Genomic DNA, 19,438 nt, shown 5'->3' with positions numbered 1-19,438 from the left:
GGTGTTAGCAGCACACCGTGTCACCTACGGGGAGTTTGGTCACTTCGGCCGCGGCCCGCCGCTCCGACGTGGAAGGATGGTCTGCGCTCCACTCTCTTTCCGGGGTGCCGGGCTACGGCCTTTCCGGGGGTGCGGGCTACGGCTGGGGGTCGGGCTCCGGCAGGGCGTTGGTGCGGGCCACGTCCGCGTACCAGTGTGCGCTGGCCTTCGGGATGCGCCGCCCGGTCGGGTAGTCCACGTACACCGCGCCGAAGCGCTTGCTGTAGCCGTAGCCCCACTCGAAGTTGTCCAGCAGCGACCACAGGAAGTAGCCGCGGACGTCCACGCCGTCCGCGATCGCGCGGTGCACGGCCGACAGGTGGCCGTGCAGGTACGCGATCCGGTCCGGGTCGTGCACCGCGCCGCTGGGGTCGAGGTAGTCGTCGCCCGCCGTGCCGTTCTCGGTGATCATCAGCGGCAGGTCCGGCACGTCCGCCTTCAGCCGCAGCAGCAGGTCGTACAGGCCGCTGGGATCGACGGCCCAGCCCATCGGCGTCGTACGCCCCGGCGGCCGGTGGAAGACCACGTCGTCGGCGGCCGGCCACGGGCTGTGCCCGCTGGCGCCGTGGCCGTCGAAGGAGTGGTCGGGAGCCTCGGCGTCCGCCGCGGACACCAGCGTCGGTGTGTAGTAGTTGACGCCCAGGAAGTCCAGCGGCCGGCGGATCGTCGCGGTGTCGCCGTCCCGCACGAAGGACCAGTCGGTGAGCCGCGCCGTGTCGTCCAGCAGGTCGGCGGGGTAGGCGCCGGTCAGCAGCGGGCCCATGAACACCCGGTTGGCGAGGGCGTCGATGCGGCGCGCCGCGTCCACGTCCCCCGGGCTGTCGGTGCGGGCCCGTACCTGGTGGATGTTGAGCGTGATCGAGACGTCCGCCTCGGTCGGCAGCCCCGCGCGCAGCGCTTGGACCGCCTTGCCGTGCGCGAGGTTGAGGTGGTGCGCGGCGCGCAGCGCGGCCACGGGGTCGGTACGGCCGGGCGCGTGCACCCCGGAGGCGTGGCCGAGGAAGGCGCTGCACCACGGCTCGTTGAGCGTGGTCCAGGTGCGGACCCGGTCGCCGAGCGCCTCGACGGCCAGCGCCGCGTACTCCGCGAACCGGTCGGTGGTGGCCCGCTCCGGCCAGCCGCCCGCGTCCTCCAGCTCCTGCGGCAGGTCCCAGTGGTACAGCGTGGCGACCGGCTGGATGCCCTTCTCCAGCAGCTCGTCGGTCAGCCGGCGGTAGAAGTCCAGGCCCTTCTGCACGGCCGGGCCGCGCCCGGTGGGCTGGACGCGGGGCCAGGCCAGCGAGAAGCGGTACGCGCCCACGCCCAGGTCGGCCATGAGGGCGACGTCCTCGCGCCAGCGGTGGTAGTGGTCCGTGGCGATGTCACCGGTGTCACCGTTGCGCACCTTGCCCGGGGTGCGCGCGAAGGTGTCCCAGATGGAGGGCGTCCGGCCGTCCTCGGCCGCCGCCCCTTCGATCTGGTACGCGGCGGTGGCCGTGCCCCAGAGGAAGCCGGGCGGGAACGTGCGGGCGGCAGTGGGCTGCGGGGCGGTGGCCACGGTGTGCGATGCGGTGGTCAAGGGAGTCCTTTCCGGAGACGGAGCGGAGGAGGCGCGGGAAGTGGTGAGCGGGCCGGCGGTCATCCCTTCACCGCGCCCTGCATGATGCCGCCCACGATCTGGCGGCCGAAGACGACGAACATGGCCAGCAGGGGCAGCGTCCCGAGCAGCGCGCCCGCCATGATCAGCGACTGGTCGCGGACGTAACCCGCGCTCAGCTGGGTCAGGGCGACCGGGACCGTCGGGTTGGTCATGTCCAGCGCGATGAACGGCCAGAAGAAGTCGTTCCACGCGTGCACGAAAGTGATCATGAAGAGGACCGCCATGGCGGGGCGGGCGATCGGCAGTACGACGCTCCAGAAGATGCGGAGCGAGTGCGCGCCGTCCACCCGGCCCGCCTCGACCAGTTCGTCGGGCAGCGCCTCGGCCAGGTACTGCCGCATGAAGAACACGCCGACCGCGCTGACCAGGGTGGGGAAGATGACCGCGGGAAGCCGCTGTCCCCAGCCCAGCTCGCTCATCATCATGAACAGCGGCACCACGCCCAGCTGCGGCGGCACCATCATCGTGCCGATGACGAGCATGAGCAGGATGTTGCGGCCCCGGAAGCGGAGCTTGGCGAACGCGAAGCCGGCGAGGGTCGCGAACAGCACGGTCGACAGCGCGATGACACCCGCCACGATCAGACTGTTCGTCATGGCCTTGCCCAGCGCCGCGTCCTGCCACGCCTTGCCCAGGTTCTCGAAGAGGTGCGGGCCCGGCAGGAACGGCGGCGGGGTACGGGAGACCCGGCTGTTGTCGCTGGACGCCGCCACCATCGTCCAGTACAGCGGGAACAGCGACGCCACGGTGGCCAGGCCGAGCAGTACGTAGGCGACGGGCCCGGCGTGGTGCTGGCGCCCGGCGCCCGGCCGCAGGGACAGCCGGCGGCGGGCGGACGGACGACGCGTACGGTCCGATGGTGCGGCCGGACGCCGGTCCGCCGCCGGGACCTGGAGACTGTCGGTGGTCATGACTGGCCGCTCCTGGGCAGGACGCGCCGGGCACCGGCCGGGCGTTGGGTGAGGCGCCGGACGACGCGCTGGACGACGAAGATCAGGATCAGCAGCAGGAACATCGCCCAGGCGATGGTCGCGGCGCGCCCCATCTGGTAGTTCTTCCAGCCCTCCTCGTACAGCAGCAGCCCCAGGGTCTGGTACTGGTTGTCGGCGCCGCCCGTGATGCCGTTCGGCCCCTGGCCGAAGATCAGCGGTTCACCGAACAGCTGCGTCGCGCCGATCGTGGACAGCACGATGGTGAAGACGACGGTGGACCGGATGCCGGGGATCGTGACCATACGGAACTGCTGCCAGCGCGAGGCGCCGTCCAGGGCTGCCGCCTCGTACCGTTCTCCCGGTACGGCCTGCATCGCCGCCAGGTACAGCAGCGCGTTGTATCCCGTCCACCGCCAGATGACGATCGCGGAGATCGCGAGCTGCGCTGCCCACTTGTCGTTCTCCCAGTTGACCGGGTCGAGACTGACCAGCCCCAGCAGCCAGTTGATCATCCCGAAGTCGCGCTCGAAGAGCATGGTGAAGACCAGCGCCGCGGCGCCCACCGACGTCGCGTACGGCGTCAGCGCCGCGACCCGGAAGAAGACCGAGCCGCGCAGCCGGTAGTGGAGCAGATGCGCCAGCCCCAGCGCCATCAGCAGCTGCGGGACGGTGGAGACCACGCCGAGCGTGAAGGTGTTGGCGAGCGCGTTCCAGAAGCGGTCGTCCTCCCACAGCGCCACGTAGTTGTCGAACCCCACCCACTCCATGAGGTCCATGGAGGACAGCTCCACCCGGTGCAGCGAGATCCACGCGGTGTAGAGCAGGGGATAGAAGCTGAAGGCGGCGAAGACGACGAAGAACGGGGCGACGAAGGCGTACGGAGCGCCGCGCACGTCCAGCCGGTGCCAGAACGTACTCCGCCGGAAGGTCTGCAGGGCCACCGGGATCCTCCTGTGTCGGTCGGGTGCCCGGCGGTCAGCCGGTGGCCTTCTTGATGCGCTCTTCGGTGTCCTTCCAGGCCGCGTCCGGGCTCTTGCCCTGGCCCTCGATGAGCGACAGGCCCTGCGAGAAGATGTCCTTGATCGTGCCGTCCTTGCGGCCCAGCACCTGCTCGTCGGGGATCTCCCGGGCCGCGTCACCGAAGATCTGGCCGATGGGCGCGCCGCTGAAGTACTCCGACTTCGCGTCGGCCACCTCGGGCGCCTTCAGGGCCTTCTCCGACGACGGGAAATTGCCGAGCTTCTCGAAGACGCGCGCCTGCTGCTCCGGGGCAGTGAGCCAGGCGACCAGCTTCTTCGCCTCCTCCTTCACCGGGCTCTGCTCCATGACGCCGAGGAAGGAACCGCCCCAGTTGGCGCCCTTGGGGGCCTTGGCCACGTCCCACTTGCCCTTGTTCTGCGGGCCGGCCTTCTCGCTGATGTGGGCCAGCATCCAGGCCGGGCACACCGTGGTGGCGAAGGTGCTGTTGGCCAGGCCCGGGTCCCAGCCCGGCTGGAACTGCCGGAGCTTGGCGGTCAGCCCCGAGGAGCCGGCTTCGGAGGCCAGCTTCCAGGCGTCGGTGACGACCGGGTTGTCCTGGTAAATCAGCTTGCCCTTGGTGTCGTAGAACTGCTGGGAGCTGCCGTAGATCATGGCGTTGAACAGACCGCTGGAGCTGTCGGTGAAGGCCACCTTGCCGCCCTTGTAGCCGGACTTGAACTTCCGTCCGACATCGACATACTTCGACCAGTCGCCCGCCCACAGCGCGGCGACCTTCTCGCGGTCGGTGGGCAGCCCCGCCTTGGCGAACATGTCCTTGCGGTAGCAGACGGCCATCGGGCCGATGTCGGTGCCCAGGCCGATGACCTTCTTGTCCGCGGCGGTGACCTGGTTCTGCTTCCACGGCAGGAAATGGCCGGTTCCGGGCACCTTGGAGAGGTCGGCGAACTTGTCCGCCCGGGTGTCCACGATCTCCTTGGCGCGCAGGACCTCGACGCCCTGGATGTCCTTGAGGCCGCTGCCCGCGGCGAGGTGGGTCTGCAGGGCGGTGTAGTACGTCTGCTCGTCGCCGGCTATCTCGGCCTTGATGGTGACGTTCGGGTGCTCCTGCTCGTAGCGCTCCAGCAGGCCGGTCTCCTTGAAGCCCATGACGCCGTACAGGCCCATGGTGATGGTGACCTTGCCGTCCTTCACGCCGCCGCCGGTGCCCCCGTCACTGCTCCCGCAGCCCGCCACCAGGCCGAGCGCGGCGGTGGCCGCGACCGCGGCCAGGGATCTCCTTGTCATCGCTTTCCGAACGCTCACTGTCCGTCCCCTCCCGGGTTCATATGGAGGTGGGTACGTTCCCACTCGCGGCAACCAGTGACTGGGAACGTACCCACCGGTGTTCCGGAAGAGTGGCCGCAGTCGAGGCCCGTGTCAATGACTTGAACGCATACGGCAGTTGGCCCTCCGCTCGCGGGAAGCCCGAAGTTCGTCCGGGCATCCCGTAGGGTCTGGCACAATGCGCTGGTGACGGGCGCGGGGACGGGCAACGGCGGGGGAGGCGCGATGGCGGGCGGACAGCGGCCGACCATAAAGACCGTGGCGGCGCGCGCCGGAGTCGGCCGCACCACGGTCTCCCGTGTCATCAATGGTTCGACGCTCGTCAGTGACGAGGCCAGGGCCGCCGTCCTCGCCGCGATCGACGAGCTGAAGTACGTCCCGAACTCCGTCGCCCGCGGCCTGGTCACCAGCAGGACCAACTCCATCGCCCTGGTGATCCCGGAATCGGAGTCCCGGCTGGGTGCCGAGCCGTACTTCGCCGCCGTCATCCGCGGCGTCAGCACCGGACTCGCCGACACCCGTACCCAGCTTCAGCTGATCCTCGTCCGTGACCAGGGCGAACGCGACCGGCTCACCGAATCGGTGGCGGAGCGGCGGGTGGACGGCGTGCTCGTGGCCTCGGTGCACGAACACGATCCGCTGCCGGCGCTGCTGGAGGGCATGGGCCTGCCCACCGTCCTCGCCGGGCGCCGCTCGCCCGAGGAGTCGCTGAGCCATGCCCACGCCGACAATGTCGGAGGCGCCCGCGCGGCCGTGCGGCACCTGCTGGAACGGGGCCGCACGGCCATCGCCACGGTCACCGGGCCGATGGACATGGACGTCGGCCGCGGCCGGCTCCAGGGCTATCAGGAGGCCCTGCGCGAGGCCGGCGCGCGGCCCGACGAACGGCTGATCGCCCGCTCGGATTTCACGGAGGAGGGCGGCCGGACCGCCGTGCGGTCGCTCCTGGAGCGGGCCCCGGAGCTGGACGCCCTCTTCGTGGCCTCCGACGTGATGGCGGTGGGCGCGCTGGCCGAGCTGCGGGCGCACGGGCGGCGGATCCCGGAGGACGTGGCGGTGGTCGGCTTCGACGACTCCTTCATCGCCCGGCACACCAGCCCGCCGCTGACGACCGTACGCCAGCCCGTCGAGGAGCTGGGCACCACCATCGCCCGCGTCCTGCTGGGCGAGATCGTCGATCCCGACGCGCCGCGGCAGCGGATCACCCTGCCGACGGAGCTGGTCGTGCGCGAGTCCTCCTGACCACCGGTACGCGGCCCCGGAGCGGTGCTCAGTCGCGGCGGAGGGGCCCGATGCGTTCGCGTGAGACCGCGAACGCCGCGAAGTCCGCGTAGTCCGACTCGGGCGTGGCCCAGCTCGGGTCGGAGCCGCCGAAGAAGGTCGAGAAGAACACCCCCTCGATCCGCAGCTTCTTCGAGGTGCGGAACTCCAGGTCGTCCTCGCGCAGCACTCGGCGGCCGTCGAGGAACACCTCCACCGAACCGTCGTCCTCCCCCGGGGTGTTGAGCCGTACGGACTGCTCCACGCAGGTCCAGCGGCCGACCGGCCACTTCCACTTGCCGCGCCCGAGCGAGGTGCCGTGCTCCACGGAGGTCGGCAGGTACGCATAGACCTCGCCGCGGCCCTTGCTCCGCCACATGTACCGGGTGGACAGGCCGTTCTTGCCGTCGGGAATGTGCCGGCCGCCGGTGACCGAACCGCCGTACAGACCGGGCAGCTTGCCGCCCTTGACGAAGTCGAAGCCGTGCGGAAACCGCAGGTAGTAGCGCAGATGGAGGGTGTCGGTGGGTCCCGAGCGCAGCGGCAGGTACAGCTGCGCGCCGCCTTCCGGGCGGCCGAAGCGGCGGGCGACGGTGGGGCTGGCGGACCGGGCCGGATAGCGGACCCGCAGCACGGGGCCGTACACCGGGTGGTGCCGCAGCACGGTGCGGTCCAGGCCGAAGGAGCCTTCCTCGCGCGGCCGCAGCCCGGAGCCGAAGAAGCGGGCCACGGCGGCGGTGTCCCAGTCCAGGGTGGAGCCGGGGGAGGAGGGCTCGTCCGTGTGGTGCGGGGGCGGTGGCTTGTCGTCCGATCCGGAGCACGAGGCGAGGAGTGCGGCGAGGGCGGCCGCTCCCGCGGCAACGAATTTCCTCCGGTCCATGAGCCGTTGCTCCTCTCCTGCGCCCGGGGGCGTCGGCCGCCCCGCCGCGAGGCCTGCGGCGGGGCGGTCTGGATCAGGCGGCGCTGATGCGGTACGTCATTGCCGCGGTGCTGGTCGGCCTGGCGTGCAGGGTCACACTGCCCTGGGCGTCCGCCTTGCCGGTGGCCACAGTACGGCCGTCGGCGACGAGTTTGTACGAAGCGCCCGCTTTCAGGCCATTCGCGGTGAACGCCGCTGAACTGGCCGGGTCCAGCTGCACCTTGACGGGGTTCTGGTCGCGGAAGGCGATCGTCCCGGAGGTCCCGGCGTCACTCTTGACGGAGTGCGTCAGGTCGGCCGGCGCGGTGTTCTTCGCGAAGACCGTTCCGGCGGTCGACTGGGTGAGCACACCGGACGCGAGGGCGCCCGTGAAGGTGTTCTCCGAGAAGCTCAGGTCGTCGCTCTGGTTGAGCTTGGCGACATTGCCCGCGGAGCCGTCGAAGGTGTTGCCGGTGAACTCCAGCCGGGCGGGCCGGCCGGTGTCGTTGGTGTACATGGGCTTGTCCGAGCCCTGGTACGTGAAGACGGCGTACAGCCCGCTGTCGGTGACGGTGTTGCCCGAGGCCTTGATGTCCTGGGAACCGACGCTGTAGCGCAGCCCGTACTTCGCGCGCGTGATGGTGTTGTTCTCGATGACGTCGTCGCTGCTGTCGAAGACCGCGATGCCGGCGCCGTTGGGCTGGTCGTGGACGTTGTTCTCGCGTACGACGGAGTCGGTGACGCCGCGGTGCAGCATGATGCCGTGCACCTGGTTGTCCGAGGGGTCGTCGTCGCCCGGCGGTACGTACGGCGGTATGCCGTTGTGGTCGCTCTCGTTGCCGACGATCTCCAGGTTGTCGCACCGCTGGGAGCAGATGATCCCGTGATTGCCGTTGTGGTGCGCGTGGTTGTTGGTGATCGTCAGGTGGTCGGAGTCGTCGTGCGGGTCGAGCCCGTACGTGATGTTGTTGTCGTACTCGTTGCGGTCGAACGTCATCCCGTAGGCACCGAAGGTGTAGGTGCCCATGTAGTTGTGGTGGAAGCGGCTGCCGATCTGGTCGCCGAGCACGTCCAGCTTGTCGCAGACGTCCTGGTGGTCGATGTCGCAGCCCCGGGCCTTGTACGCCACGCCGTAGCTCTCGGCCGCGTAGTAGCCGAGGTAGCCGATGTCGCTGTTGTAGATGTTCATCGTGGACTGGCGGGGCGTGCCGTCGGTGTCGAGGTAGGACAGCACCCGGATGAAGGCCCGGCCACGCTCCCCGGTGCCGGCCGAGGTGTCGGTGTCCGGGCCGTTCTTCTCCGCGTCCCAGGAGGTGATGTCCACGTCGTCGATGTCGAGCTTGCCGTACTGCGCGGTGACGGAGACGACCTCGGTGGGCTTGTTGCTCGCCGGGCTGTTCAGCCGCAGGGTGTCCACGGCACCGCCCGCGTCGCTGCCGTGCACGTTCAGGGTGGCGCCGTTCTGGACCACCAGGTTGGCGTCCAGCTGCCAGGTACCGGGCGAGCCGTCGACCTCGTACAGCGGTGCGCTGGTGCACAGCCGGGCGAGGTCGGGGAGCGTGGCCGTACCGGACGTCAGGTAGACCGTGTTGGTGCTGGACGCGTACCGCACCTGGCCGCTGCACGCGGCGGCCTGCGCGGGCGGGGCGAACACGCCGGTCAGGCCGGTGACCAGCGCTCCCGCCGACAGCAGGACGGTGCCGGCACGCAGGGCTCTGGCGGAGCCGCGTACCGCGCGTCCGCCGGGCGAGACCGGTTCGCCGCCGGCCGGGGGTTCGGGCCGGCGACCGGCGCCGGTTGAACGGTGGGTCATGTGTGCACTCCTTCTCCGGCCGCCGCCCCGAGGGGCGGCGGCCGGTATCGGTGGAACGGCTGATGTGGGGTCAGGCCGTGTTCTCGACGTGCCCGGCGACCTTCGGCCGTGGGGTGCCTCGGTGCCGGACGTGATGGAGGGTCTGCAGGACGACGGCCAGGGCGAGCGCCACCAGCGCAGCGAAGCCCAGCCACGGGAACGGCGGCATCGTGATCTCCGTCTTGCCGTGCCGCTTGACCTCGCCGTCCCCGTCGAGCGCGACCGGTGCCCGGACACGGGAATCGGTGAGGTCCAGCCGGGACCCGGCGTCGGCCACGACACCCTGCCGTTCGGCCAGCACGTCCACGGACCTGCCGGAGGCGCGGACGTTGTGGGCCAGGTGCATGCCGCGGTGGGAGCTGCCGACCGCCACCTTCTCCAGGTGGGCCGGGGCGCCGAGGTCGACGGCGGTCGTCCCGCCGGACAGCGAACCGCCGGTGACCCGCAGGCCGGGCGAGCTGGAGGCCAGTCCCTTGCGGCTGGCCTCGGTGACCCGGACGTCGTCGAGCGTGATGTGGCTGGTCGTGGGGGAGGCCAGCACGCCGGTCTCGCCGCCGTCCACGCGCACGTCGCGCAGCGCTACACGGTCGGCTTCGCCGCCGATGGCGATGCCGGTGCGGTTCCCGGACAGCGAGGTGTGTTCGACGCGGACCCGGGAGCCGGTGATGCCGATGCCGCGGTCGAAGCCGCCGACCGTACCGCCGGAGACCGTGGCGCTCTCGATGCCCTCGCCCAGCAGGATCCCCGGCTCGCTGCCGTTGTGCCCGGTCAGCTCGGAGTCCACCACGGAGACCGTGCTGTCGCCGCCGGAGACGCGTACCGCGGCCCGCGACGAACTCTCCACCGTGGCCTTGCGTACGACGCACTGCCGGCAGGAGGTCAGGTCGATGCCGCCGCCCTGATCGAAGTGTGAGTTGGGCGAGTTCAGCGTCAGGCCGTGCTGGAGGGTCGCCTTGATCCCGGCACCGTCGTTGTCACGTGTGGTCAGGCCGGCCAGCGTACGGTCGTCGGTACCGCCGAGCGCGATGCCGGTACGGCCGTTGGAGTCGGCGGCCAGCCCGGAGGCCTTGGTGCCGCGGTCCCCCTTCAGCACGATGCCGTCCTCGGTGGCCCCGGACGCCGTGACGTTCTTCAGCGTGACGTCCTGGGAACCGGCCAGCCGCAGCCCGGTGTAGTTCCCCTCGAACGTCGAGCCGGTGGCCGAACCGGTGCTGCCCCGCGCCCAGGTGACCCCCGACTGATCGGCCGTGGTGGTGTCACCGATGCGGCCGAGCCCGCTGACGGTGGCGTTGCGGAAGTCCATCCGGCCGCCCGCGCCCATCGACACGTACGGCCGGCCCGGTGCGTCGGCGGGCGCGGGGCCGGAGCCCTCCGCTCCCACCGACGCCAGTGTGGTGCTGTCGACGTCGAGCGAGGCCCGGCTGCCGGTGATCCACGTCCCCGACCGGGCGTCGCGCCCCGCGCTCAGCAGCACCTTCTTGGTGCGGTCGTCGATACGCAGAATGGTGCCGGGGGCGAGCAGGATCGCCGTACGCACCCGCACCGTGGACGCCGCACCGGGCTCCTGGGATATCCACTCCCGGCCCGCGTTGGCGGCCAGCCAGCTCAGCGAGACGGACGGCGTCCCCGGGTACAGCCGGCGCACCAGCGTGCCGCCGTTCATCAGGCTGATGCTGCGCGGCCGCAGCACCATCAGCCGGTCGGGCCGCCCGGTGCGCTCCCAGGCGGCCACGTCCTCCGGAGCGCCGACGGCCGCGGCAGGCGGCGCGGATGCGATGCCGAGCCCCAGGACGGCCGAGAGGGCGGCCGTGGCCGCCCCGAAGCGGTATGCGGTTTTCATGCTCCTGCCTCCGAACCGGCGGCCTGCGGCGAGGTCCGCACCGCGACACCGTTGACGACGGACACCTGCCGGGTCAGCCAGCGCTGCCTGCGGATGGTCAGCAGAGCGCAGATCTTCACGCCGGCCATCACGAACGACACCAGCACGAAGCCGGGCACGAGGAAGAACGACGACGGCCTGCGCACCAGGTGCGGGAGCATCTTCATCGCCCGGCTGACCCACCACCAGGCGGCCAGGCACGCCACGAAGAACCAGTCCTGGCGGATGATCGCGTACGTCATGAAGAACGGTGCGACCAGCAGGGTGAAGCTGCTCACCGCCTTGTCGGCCATGGTGAAGGCCAGGAACGGGTGCCGCCGGATCCAGCGGGACGACAGCGCTCTGAGATCTGATCTCCAGGTGTTGCGGGACCAGCGCAGCCGCTGCTTGAGGAAGATCCGCCAGGTGCCGGGGAACGTCGACCACACGCGGGCCGAGCGCTGCATGTACGTGCGGTGGCCGCGCGCCAGGACCAGCGTGGTCAGCCGCTTGTCGTCACCGGACATGCAGGGCACGCCCATGAACGTCTCGTGCATGAAGTCGTCGGATATCTCCAGCAGCAGCTCACGCCGGTAGACCGCCGTCCGGCCGGACAGACAGGAGACCGCCCGGCCCACCGCGGTCTGGGCCGCGTTCTCGTCGAAGTACCGGTAGTCCAGGTACATGTCGTTCACCCGCTGGAGGAAGCCGCGCGGGTTGTAGACGTTCTGCCGGGTGCCGACCCCGCCGACCTTCGGGTCGGCGAACGGCTTGCACACCTCGGCCGCCACGTCCTCCGCCCAGATGGTGTCGGAGTCCACCAGCGCGACCAGGTCCGTGCTGCACACCTCCCAACCGCGCCGCAGCGCGTCGCGCTTGCCGGGTACGTCGGTGATGACGACGGTCACCGGATAGCGGGCCGCGACCTCCTGGCAGGCGTGGTCGGTGACGTCGATGACGAGGACGACCTCCTCGACGTCGTTGGCCAGCCAGGACTCGATCGCGTGCGCGAAGATCTCGGGGTCTTCCTGGTACACCGGGACGACGATGCTCATCGGCAGCCGGAAGTCGTTCCGCACCGGGCGGTACAGGGCGGCCGGCGCGCGGCGCACGAGCCAGCAGCTCCAGCGCACCAGACCCAGGATGCCCAGAGGCAGGTAGACCAGGTAATACCGGAAGTCATAGAGCGTGGTGTCTAGTAGGGCACTCATGGTTCCGTTCTCGTTCACGGGTGTGCCGAGGCCGGGCAAGGGGGGAGTGGGGCTCGGAGGGGGGTGTCCGCGGTGGGTCAGGCGAGTTCGGCGGCCAGCTCGTCCGCTTCGCGGTCGGCCCGCTCGATCAGCGTGTCGTTGACCTGGACCACGGCCTTGAGCAGCGGCATGTCCAGGCCCAGCGTGTTGGCGAGGCCCAGGAAGCCCTGAGTGTCCTTGGGCAGGCACACACCGCCGTACGGCGCGCCGCCGCGAATGCCGTAGAGCGGGTTGTACGAACCCTCGGCGGAGCGCGCCACGGTCTGCGCGACGGGGTCGAGGTCCAGCCCGAGGGTCTGGCTGACCAGCCACATCTCGTTCCAGAAGCTGATCTTCGTCGCGTTGTAGATGTTGTGCGCGCACTTCACCAGCTCGGCCGCCGCCGGGTTGGAGAAGGTACGCAGCTCCCCGCCGAACGGTGCCAGCAACTCGGTCAGCCGCTCCACCGTGCGCTGGCTGCGCGAGGCGATCACCGTCATCCACGGGTGCCGGAAGTCCTCCAGCGCGGTGGCCGCGCGCAGGAACTCGGGGTTGCCCGCGAGCGAGAAGCCCTCGCCGACGCACTTCCCCGAGTGCTTCTCCAGCAGCGTCAGGACGAGCCCCTCGGTGGTGCCCGGCGGCACGGTGGACCGGACGACCACGGTGTGGTCCCCGGTGGCCTCGGCCAGGGCCGCGCCCACCGACGCGGTACCGTCCTCGAAAGCGGACAGATCGTAGCGGTGCCCGACGTTGGGCGTGGGCAGCGTCAGGAAAATGAAACCGTCCGGTTCATTACGCAGGTCGAGCACGTCGCGCGCATCCAGGCCCTGCGAACGCAGGTATTCGATCCGCTGGGGCGAGATGTCGACGAAGGTCACCTCGTGCCCCGCGTGTAAAAAGCCCTTACCGGTGGCTGTGCCGACGACACCGGAACCCACGATGAAAATACGTGCCATGGTGCTGTCCCCTCCTGGTGGATGTGCGTGCGCTGCGCGACGCGAAAAGTAGTAACGAAGAGATTGCGGGCCGGAGGGAACCGGTCCGCTGTCACGGCCGTCGGAGCGATGGCGCTCGGGTCGGGCCCGCGCATTCCGGTACGCCCGTACGGGGCGGTGTTCCCGGGTGTGTCAGGCCCCCCTGCCTGATCAGCATCTATGCATCCTCCGCCGGAACTGCCCCGGTACGACCGCGTGACGATGTGAGTGCCCTGTCGCACTCTGCACTCATCGGGACGGACAGTACAGAAGCCGACTTACTGAGAGGGCAGGAAATTGCCGTGAGCCCTGAATTCCGCATGCCCGGTTCCGCTCCGGGCCGGAGAGCGTCATTGTCCTGCGGAAAAGCGCTGCTCGGAGCGGAAAACCGGCAGGCCGGAACTCCGGTACGCGAGCCGGGCGCACACCGCGGCGCCGGACCCGGCGCCAAGGCATGACAAGCGTTTTCGCCGCCAACGGGTCCCGGCCAGTGAATTCAGCAGGTTGTCCTGAATATGCAAGCGCCGGCGCGCGCGCCGGGATCAGTAATGAGACGCGTGGAAATATGTATTCCGGAGTACCGGCCGGAGTCCCTTGTCACGCCCGTCTCTGCCGACTCCTCGGCAGCGCGCTGCGGAGGCCGGCTCCGCCGCGCTGACCAGGGCCGGGGATCAACCCTGCCCGGCGCCGGCGGGCTACTGCCGGGTCTCCGCCACTGGCCGGAACCCTCGCCGTCGGCCGTCGATCACAACCCGGCCTGCGCGGCGGCCTTTTCGCGCGCCGCCGCGGCCCGCGCCGGATCGCCGAGCTGCTCCTCCAGCCGGGCCTGCGCCGACCAGTTGTACGGGCAGACCGGGCGCAGCTGAATGCGCTCGCTCAGCAGGGTGCGGGCCAGGTCCGTCCGTTCCGCCCGCAGCGCCGCCTCCACGAGGGTGCGCTGGACGGCGTCCCGCTGGGCGTGGCTGCCGCCGAACTCGTGCAGCCGGTGCCTGACCGGCAGCAACAGGTCGGCGGCCCGGTCGTACTCCTGCCGCCCGTAGGCGATCAGCGCCCGGCACACCGGCAGGCCGATGTCGGCGGTCATCGCCCGGTTGGACACCGCCGGCGCCGCCCCCGCCAGCCAGCGCTCCCGGTCCGCCACCAGCCGCTCGGCCAGCGCGATGCGGCCCGCGCCCACATACGCCATCACCGCGTGCGCGTCGTTGAAGGCGTAGTGCGCACCGTCGTCGCGGCGCTCCCAGGCGTCGGCGAGCCGCGCCCACCGCGTGCCCTGGTCCGCACCGGTCAGGTACAGCCGCCACAACATCGCCGCGGCGTCCAGCAGTTGCATCGCGACGCCCGCCGACTCTTCGTGGTGCAGCGCCGCGTCGTAGATCTCCAGTACGCGCGCCGAGTCGCCCAGCTCCATGGCGTAGAGCCCGTAGTGCCACCAGTTGTGCACCGTGAGCAGGGTGCCGTCCGACCAGTCGTCGGTGCGGGCGTCGAGGAAGCGGAGGCCGTCGGTGAAGCGGCCGCGCATCTCGTACGTGTGCACCACGCCGTGGATCGCCCACACGTCGCGCGGATGGCGGGCGAGGGCTTCGCGGCCCACCTCCTCCGCGCGCTCGTAGTGCCCCGACTCCTCCAGGCCGAAGGCGTACATGCCCAGCAGCGGCCCGCGGTGCGGGTCGTCCGGCTCCCAGGCGCCCAGCGCCCCGCCGACGCGGTCGCGCAGGCGCTGGGCGTCCCCGGTGAGGAAGTCGTGCTGGTGCCCTGCGAACAGCGCCAGCACATCGCGGGGATGGGCGACGGTGAGGTCGCCGAGCAGGCGCCCCGCGCGGTGGATCTCCCCGCCCAGCCAGGCCTCGGCGGCGGCCAGGTGCATCCGCTCGCGGGAGGTCAGGTCCGCCTCGTCCAGGCCGGCGCGGAAGCGGAGGAAGGCGTCGCGGGCCGCGGCCGCGTCCTTCTCCTCGGTGCCCAGGACGCCGAGGTACGCGGCCAGCACCTGCGCCATCACCGACTGCGGTGCCGCGTCGAGCGCGGCGCGGGCCGAGCCGGCCACGTCCGGCCGGAAGAACAGCAGGTGATCCAGGGCCTGTTCGTAGTGGACGAGGGCATCGGCGCCGGTGTGGCTCATCCGGTACCCGTGCCGGTCCGCTGTCATAGGTCCCTCCTGTGTAGCCGGTCCGCCTGCCCTCAGCGATGGTGGACGACCGGCGGCCGCCGGGAGCGGAATCCGGTCCCCGGAGTGCCACCACCCGTACCAGGCCAACGATGCATGCCCCGGCGGGACACGATCCAGTCATCGCCGGACCGCCGCCGCGACGCCGGGGTGGCACCGCCGCCGGAGGTCGCACGGCGGGCGGCGGCAACCCGGCAGCGGCCCGCAACAGTCGATCCGGCCAGCCGGGCAGGGGCCTGAATGCGTGGCCCCGCGCGGACCTGGCCACGCACGCTACGGCCGGATGGAGCCGTGCGCGGAGTGCGTAACCCGCCACACCGCAACACTGCATGACATCTGATGTGACCAGCTGTTTTGTGCTCCGGGGCAGGCGATGTCCCACGCTGCCGCATCTCCGAAGTGCGTGGGAATCGGCGGGAAAGGGTAAGCACTCGGCAGGATCCGGCCGAGTGCGTGCGGCAGTACAACCTTCTGCGCGGCACAACCCGCGCCCACGACGAGGAACACCTGCATCGGCCACGGAAACTTCGGCACGTGGTGCGGGCCGGTACCGGCGCGGAAGACGGCCGGAACCGCACCGGGGCCGGCGGGCTCCGGCCGGGGCGAACCGAGTCCTGCTGGGCCGGACCGGTTCCACGGGGCGGGGAGTCGGCTAAATCACACACCGTCCGAAGCCGGCACTCAGAGGGATCCAGCACCGGGACATGCCCCCCACCCCGTACGGCACTCCTGACGGCGGGCGGTAGGGCGCACTCCGGGGTTGACAGCGAGCGGCGCACGCGGGTGTGTACTCCAGAAGTGCCCGTCCGCCCTCTTCGGACCGTGGCGCGCGGTGTCTCGCGGTTCCGTTGTTTCGTCCTGCTACCTGCACGAACACCTGTGGGTGAACCCGTTCTCGCCGAGTTCGGCCACCGGATGGTTCCCGAGTCGGGGCGTGCTTAACCTGCTGTCACCACCTATGCGCGTCTCGAGGGGGAGCCGTGCTCATGACGTCGATGCAGGGTTACGACAAGCTGGTCGGTAGGGGGGAAGCGTCAGGGTCGGGGGGCCCGGGCGCACACAGGGAACGGGGGGTGTTCCTCCATCACTCGGCACAAGAACGGCCGGCCCCGGCCGTGCGCGCCGCGGGGGCGTGCACGACGATCGCGCCGCCGAATCGTGTCCGGTACCGACGGACCTGCGCCCTCGCGCCCGCCGGGCGTACGGGTGCGGCGGGCCGGTGTGCCCGCGGGCCCGCGCCGGTGCGCAGCAGATCCCTCCGGACGTGCGGATATCTCGACCGGGCAGCGCTCAGGGCCGGACTCACCGGCCGGGCGGCGGATCCGGACGCACCTCAGACCCCGGACGGCGCTCCGGCTCTGAACCACCGCACCGAGGAGCCGGGTCACCCCACAGAGGACCCGGGTCACGCCGAGGACGACGGCGAAAGCGATCACCACGAGTGCACCGGGCCGCGCAGCGTGCCCGCCTTCGCGGCGGGCGGCGCAGTGTGTGCCTGTCGTGAGCCCTTTCTTCTCGTGCCGCGCGATGCTGCCTTTCCCTGCCCCGGGAGGCGGCCGCAGCGGGCGTCGCACCAGTCCCCCCACCGCGCGGAACGCATGCGTTGAATTCGCGCACGGCTATCGACATTGACTTACTAGGAGCTCACGTGGTGGGAAAACCTGTCGAGGTTTCGACAGCGGATCTGGTTGAATCTTCAACTGTTCAAAATGGGGGCACCGTACCGGCACGCACCACCGAGCGGATGTTCGCCGAGGTACTGGCCGGTGTGCTGAACACCGACCGGGTCTCGGCCGACAGCCATTTCTTTGACGACCTCGGCGCCAATTCCCTGCTCATGGCCCAGTTCTGCGCGCGGGTCAGGAAGCGCGACGACCTGCCGTCGGTCTCCATGAAGGACGTCTACCGGCACCCCACCGTCCGCGGCCTGGCGACGGCCCTGCCGGCCGCGCCGACCGCCGCCGTCGGATCGCAGGTGCCGGCCGTCCCCGAGGAAGGCGCGCCCGTCGGCAGCACACCGCGGTACATCCTGTGCGGAGCGCTGCAACTGCTGATCTTCCTCGGTTACTCCTACCTCGCCGGAATGGTCATGATCCGGGGCTACACCTGGGTCTCCGCCGGCTCCGGCCTGGTCGATGTCTACCTGCGGTCGGCTTTCTTCGGCAGCGCCGGATTCGTCGCCATGTGCCTCTTCCCGGTGGCGGCGAAGTGGATTCTCGTCGGCCGGTGGCGGGCCACGGAATTCCCCGTGTGGAGCCTGGGCTATCTGCGCTTCTGGACGGTCCGGGTACTGATCAACGCCAATCCGATGCGGCTCTTCATCGGCAACCCGCTGTACGTGCTGTACCTGCGGGCGCTCGGCGCGCGCATCGGAAAGAACGTCACCATCCTTTCGCACGCCGTGCCCGTCTGCACCGACCTCCTCACGATCGGCGCCGGCACGGTGATCCGCAAGGAGGCGTTCTTCCTCTGCTACCGGGCGCACGCCGGGCGGATCCAGACGGGCCCCGTCACCCTCGGCCGGGACGTCTTCATCGGCGAGCGCACCGTGCTGGACATCAAGACGTCGATGGGGGACGGCGCCCAGCTCGGCCACGCGTCGGCGCTGCAGACCGGCGAGGCCGTGCCCGCCGGGCAGCGCTGGCACGGCTCGCCCGCCGAGCGCACCGAGCTGAACTACGTACGTGTCGCGCCGACCGACTGCGGCGCCCTGCGGCGCTTCGGCTACGGCTTCCTCACGCTGTTGCAGTTGTTCCTGATCGCGCTGCCGCTGGCCGTCGGCGTCGTGTACATGGTGCTGACCGAGATCCCCGCGCTCGGCAAATGGCTGGGCCCGGGTACCGAAGGGCTCACCTCGGCGGAGCTGTACACCGACGCGCTGCTCATCTCCGTCGTGGTGTTCTTCGGCTTCACCCTGCTGGGCATGGTCTGGCTGTTCACCGTCCCGCGCCTGCTGAACCTGCTGATCCGGCCGGACCGGGTCTATCCGCTGTACGGCTTCCACTACTCCGTGCACCGGGCGATCGCGCGGATGACCAACATCAAGTTCTTCAAGTGGCTCTTCGGTGACAGCTCCTACATCGTCCACTACCTGCGCTGCCTCGGGTACGACCTGTCCAAGGTCGAGCAGACCGGCTCCAACTTCGGCACGGGCATCAACCACGAGACCCCGTTCCTGAGCAAGGTCGGCAGCGGAACGATGGTCGCCGACGGGCTGTCGATGATCAACGCCGACTTCTCCAGCACCTCCTTCCGGGTCTCCCGGACCGAGATCGGCGCGCAGAACTTCCTCGGCAACTTCATCGCCTACCCGGCCGGCGGCCGGACCGGGGAGAACTGCCTCCTCGCGACCAAGGTGATGGTCCCGCTGGACGGAAAGCTCCGCGAGAACGTGGGTCTGCTCGGCTCGCCGAGCTTCGAGATCCCCCGCACGGTGGAGCGCGACACCCGCTTCGACCACTTCCGCACCGGACGCGAGTTCCGCCGGCGCCTCGCCGCGAAGAACCGGCACAACATCACGACGATGGGCATCTTCCTCTTCCTGCGGTGGGTCCACGTCTACGTACTCACCGTGCTGGCCGTCGCGGGCATCGAACTGTACGGCGTGGCGGAGCAGTTGCTCGTCGCCGCCTACATGGGCCTCAGCATCGCCTTCACCGGCGTCTACTTCGCCCTGGTGGAACGGGTCATCCTGCGGTTCCGGCCGCTGCGGCCGCAGCTGTGCTCCATCTACGAGCCGTACTTCTGGTGGCACGAGCGCCTGTGGAAGGTGCCCGACACCCACTTCATGGTGTACAACGGCACGCCGTTCAAGAACCTGCTCTGGCGCCTGATGGGCGTCCGGCTCGGCAAGCGGGTCTTCGACGACGGCTGCTACCTCACGGAACGGACGCTCACCACGATCGGCGACGACGCCACGCTCAACACCGGCAGCAAGGTCCAGTGCCACTCGCAGGAGGACGGCACCTTCAAATCCGACCACAGCACGATCGGCGCCGGGAGCACGCTGGGCGTCGGTGCCATGGTCCATTACGGCGTGACCGTGGGCGACGGGGCGGTGATCGGAGCCGACTCCTTCCTCATGAAGGGGGAGGAGGTCCCGCAACGGGTCCGGTGGGCCGGCAACCCGGCCACCGAGATGCGCGCCGTACCGCACCGGAGCGCGTGACGCGGGGGTCACCGAGCATGCCGTACGCCCCGCAACGCCACACACCGCACGGGACCGGGAAGCGGCCCTTGGACGCGGAGAGGGCGGCAGGGCCGCCGCCGGCACCCGGCACGGCCCGGTCACC

12 protein-coding genes are annotated in these 19,438 nt (G+C 70.4%); 2 read left to right on the top strand and 10 right to left on the bottom strand.

Going from position 1 to position 19,438, the window contains the following annotated elements; genetic code table 11:
* Window positions 1–136: 136 nt before the first annotated feature.
* From ABZ840_RS01385 to ABZ840_RS01370, 4 genes are read right to left on the bottom strand one after another with little or no spacing between them, the layout of a single operon-like run.
* A complete protein-coding gene (locus tag ABZ840_RS01385; RefSeq protein WP_361551379.1) occupies window positions 137–1,597 on the bottom strand; it encodes a GH1 family beta-glucosidase in 1,461 nt (486 codons plus the stop codon).
* Window positions 1,598–1,656: 59 nt separating this feature from the next.
* Entirely contained in the window at window positions 1,657–2,589 is a 933-nt protein-coding gene (locus ABZ840_RS01380; protein WP_361551376.1) for a carbohydrate ABC transporter permease, read from the bottom strand.
* Window positions 2,586–3,557: a sugar ABC transporter permease gene (locus ABZ840_RS01375; RefSeq protein ID WP_361552334.1), complete on the bottom strand. Its 972-nt coding sequence runs from the start codon at window positions 3,555–3,557 to the stop codon at window positions 2,586–2,588. The genes ABZ840_RS01380 and ABZ840_RS01375 overlap by 4 nt, the downstream gene beginning before the upstream one ends.
* A 28-nt stretch (window positions 3,558–3,585) precedes the next feature.
* Window positions 3,586–4,875: an extracellular solute-binding protein gene (locus ABZ840_RS01370; RefSeq protein WP_361551373.1), complete on the bottom strand. Its 1,290-nt coding sequence runs from the start codon at window positions 4,873–4,875 to the stop codon at window positions 3,586–3,588.
* Between the two features lie 264 nt (window positions 4,876–5,139).
* Here ABZ840_RS01370 and ABZ840_RS01365 point away from each other — a divergent pair, with 264 nt between their 5' ends.
* Window positions 5,140–6,156, top strand: a complete 1,017-nt coding sequence (locus ABZ840_RS01365) for a LacI family DNA-binding transcriptional regulator (protein WP_361552331.1) — start codon at window positions 5,140–5,142, stop codon at window positions 6,154–6,156.
* Window positions 6,157–6,184: 28 nt separating this feature from the next.
* Here the strand turns inward: ABZ840_RS01365 and ABZ840_RS01360 are convergent, their stop codons facing one another.
* The 6 genes from ABZ840_RS01360 to ABZ840_RS01335 form a co-directional block, all read right to left on the bottom strand.
* Window positions 6,185–7,054: a polysaccharide lyase gene (locus tag ABZ840_RS01360; protein WP_361551370.1), complete on the bottom strand. Its 870-nt coding sequence runs from the start codon at window positions 7,052–7,054 to the stop codon at window positions 6,185–6,187.
* 73 nt (window positions 7,055–7,127) lie between these two features.
* Window positions 7,128–8,885, bottom strand: a complete 1,758-nt coding sequence (locus ABZ840_RS01355; protein ID WP_361551367.1) for a right-handed parallel beta-helix repeat-containing protein — start codon at window positions 8,883–8,885, stop codon at window positions 7,128–7,130.
* 70 nt (window positions 8,886–8,955) lie between these two features.
* On the bottom strand, window positions 8,956–10,764 hold the full coding sequence (locus ABZ840_RS01350; protein ID WP_361551364.1) for a right-handed parallel beta-helix repeat-containing protein: 1,809 nt from the start codon (window positions 10,762–10,764) through the stop codon (window positions 8,956–8,958).
* Window positions 10,761–11,993 carry a glycosyltransferase gene (locus tag ABZ840_RS01345; RefSeq protein ID WP_361551361.1) on the bottom strand — a complete coding sequence of 411 codons (1,233 nt, stop codon included), beginning with the start codon at window positions 11,991–11,993 and terminating at the stop codon, window positions 10,761–10,763. The genes ABZ840_RS01350 and ABZ840_RS01345 overlap by 4 nt, the downstream gene beginning before the upstream one ends.
* 77 nt (window positions 11,994–12,070) lie before the next feature.
* On the bottom strand, window positions 12,071–12,967 hold the full coding sequence (locus ABZ840_RS01340; RefSeq protein ID WP_361551358.1) for a 2-dehydropantoate 2-reductase N-terminal domain-containing protein: 897 nt from the start codon (window positions 12,965–12,967) through the stop codon (window positions 12,071–12,073).
* Between the two features lie 763 nt (window positions 12,968–13,730).
* Entirely contained in the window at window positions 13,731–15,128 is a 1,398-nt protein-coding gene (locus tag ABZ840_RS01335) for a tetratricopeptide repeat protein (protein ID WP_361551355.1), read from the bottom strand.
* Window positions 15,129–16,890: 1,762 nt separating this feature from the next.
* Between ABZ840_RS01335 and ABZ840_RS01330 the strand changes: the two genes are divergently transcribed.
* Window positions 16,891–19,314 (top strand): Pls/PosA family non-ribosomal peptide synthetase, encoded by a 2,424-nt coding sequence (locus ABZ840_RS01330; protein WP_361551352.1) that lies wholly within the window; start codon window positions 16,891–16,893, stop codon window positions 19,312–19,314.
* The last annotated feature ends 124 nt before the right edge of the window (window positions 19,315–19,438 follow it).

The organism is Streptomyces sp. NPDC047117, from assembly GCF_040643545.1.
Taxonomy (GTDB): Bacteria; Actinomycetota; Actinomycetes; order Streptomycetales; family Streptomycetaceae; genus Streptomyces.
The sequence above is the reverse complement of the archived record's forward strand: the minus strand, read 5'-3'. Positions and strand labels throughout refer to the sequence as shown.

Excerpts from the sequence above, each read along its gene's own strand:
- ABZ840_RS01370 (WP_361551373.1), bottom strand. The coding sequence starts at position 4,875 with ATGACAAGGAGATCCCTGGCCGCGGTCGCGGCCACCGCCGCGCTCGGC.
- ABZ840_RS01350 (WP_361551364.1), bottom strand. The coding sequence starts at position 10,764 with ATGAAAACCGCATACCGCTTCGGGGCGGCCACGGCCGCCCTCTCGGCC.
- ABZ840_RS01345 (WP_361551361.1), bottom strand. The coding sequence starts at position 11,993 with ATGAGTGCCCTACTAGACACCACGCTCTATGACTTCCGGTATTACCTG.
- ABZ840_RS01340 (WP_361551358.1), bottom strand. The coding sequence starts at position 12,967 with ATGGCACGTATTTTCATCGTGGGTTCCGGTGTCGTCGGCACAGCCACC.
- ABZ840_RS01380 (WP_361551376.1), bottom strand. The coding sequence starts at position 2,589 with ATGACCACCGACAGTCTCCAGGTCCCGGCGGCGGACCGGCGTCCGGCC.
- ABZ840_RS01330 (WP_361551352.1), top strand. The coding sequence starts at position 16,891 with ATGTTCGCCGAGGTACTGGCCGGTGTGCTGAACACCGACCGGGTCTCG.
- ABZ840_RS01335 (WP_361551355.1), bottom strand. The coding sequence starts at position 15,128 with ATGACAGCGGACCGGCACGGGTACCGGATGAGCCACACCGGCGCCGAT.
- ABZ840_RS01365 (WP_361552331.1), top strand. The coding sequence starts at position 5,140 with ATGGCGGGCGGACAGCGGCCGACCATAAAGACCGTGGCGGCGCGCGCC.
- ABZ840_RS01355 (WP_361551367.1), bottom strand. The coding sequence starts at position 8,885 with ATGACCCACCGTTCAACCGGCGCCGGTCGCCGGCCCGAACCCCCGGCC.
- ABZ840_RS01360 (WP_361551370.1), bottom strand. The coding sequence starts at position 7,054 with ATGGACCGGAGGAAATTCGTTGCCGCGGGAGCGGCCGCCCTCGCCGCA.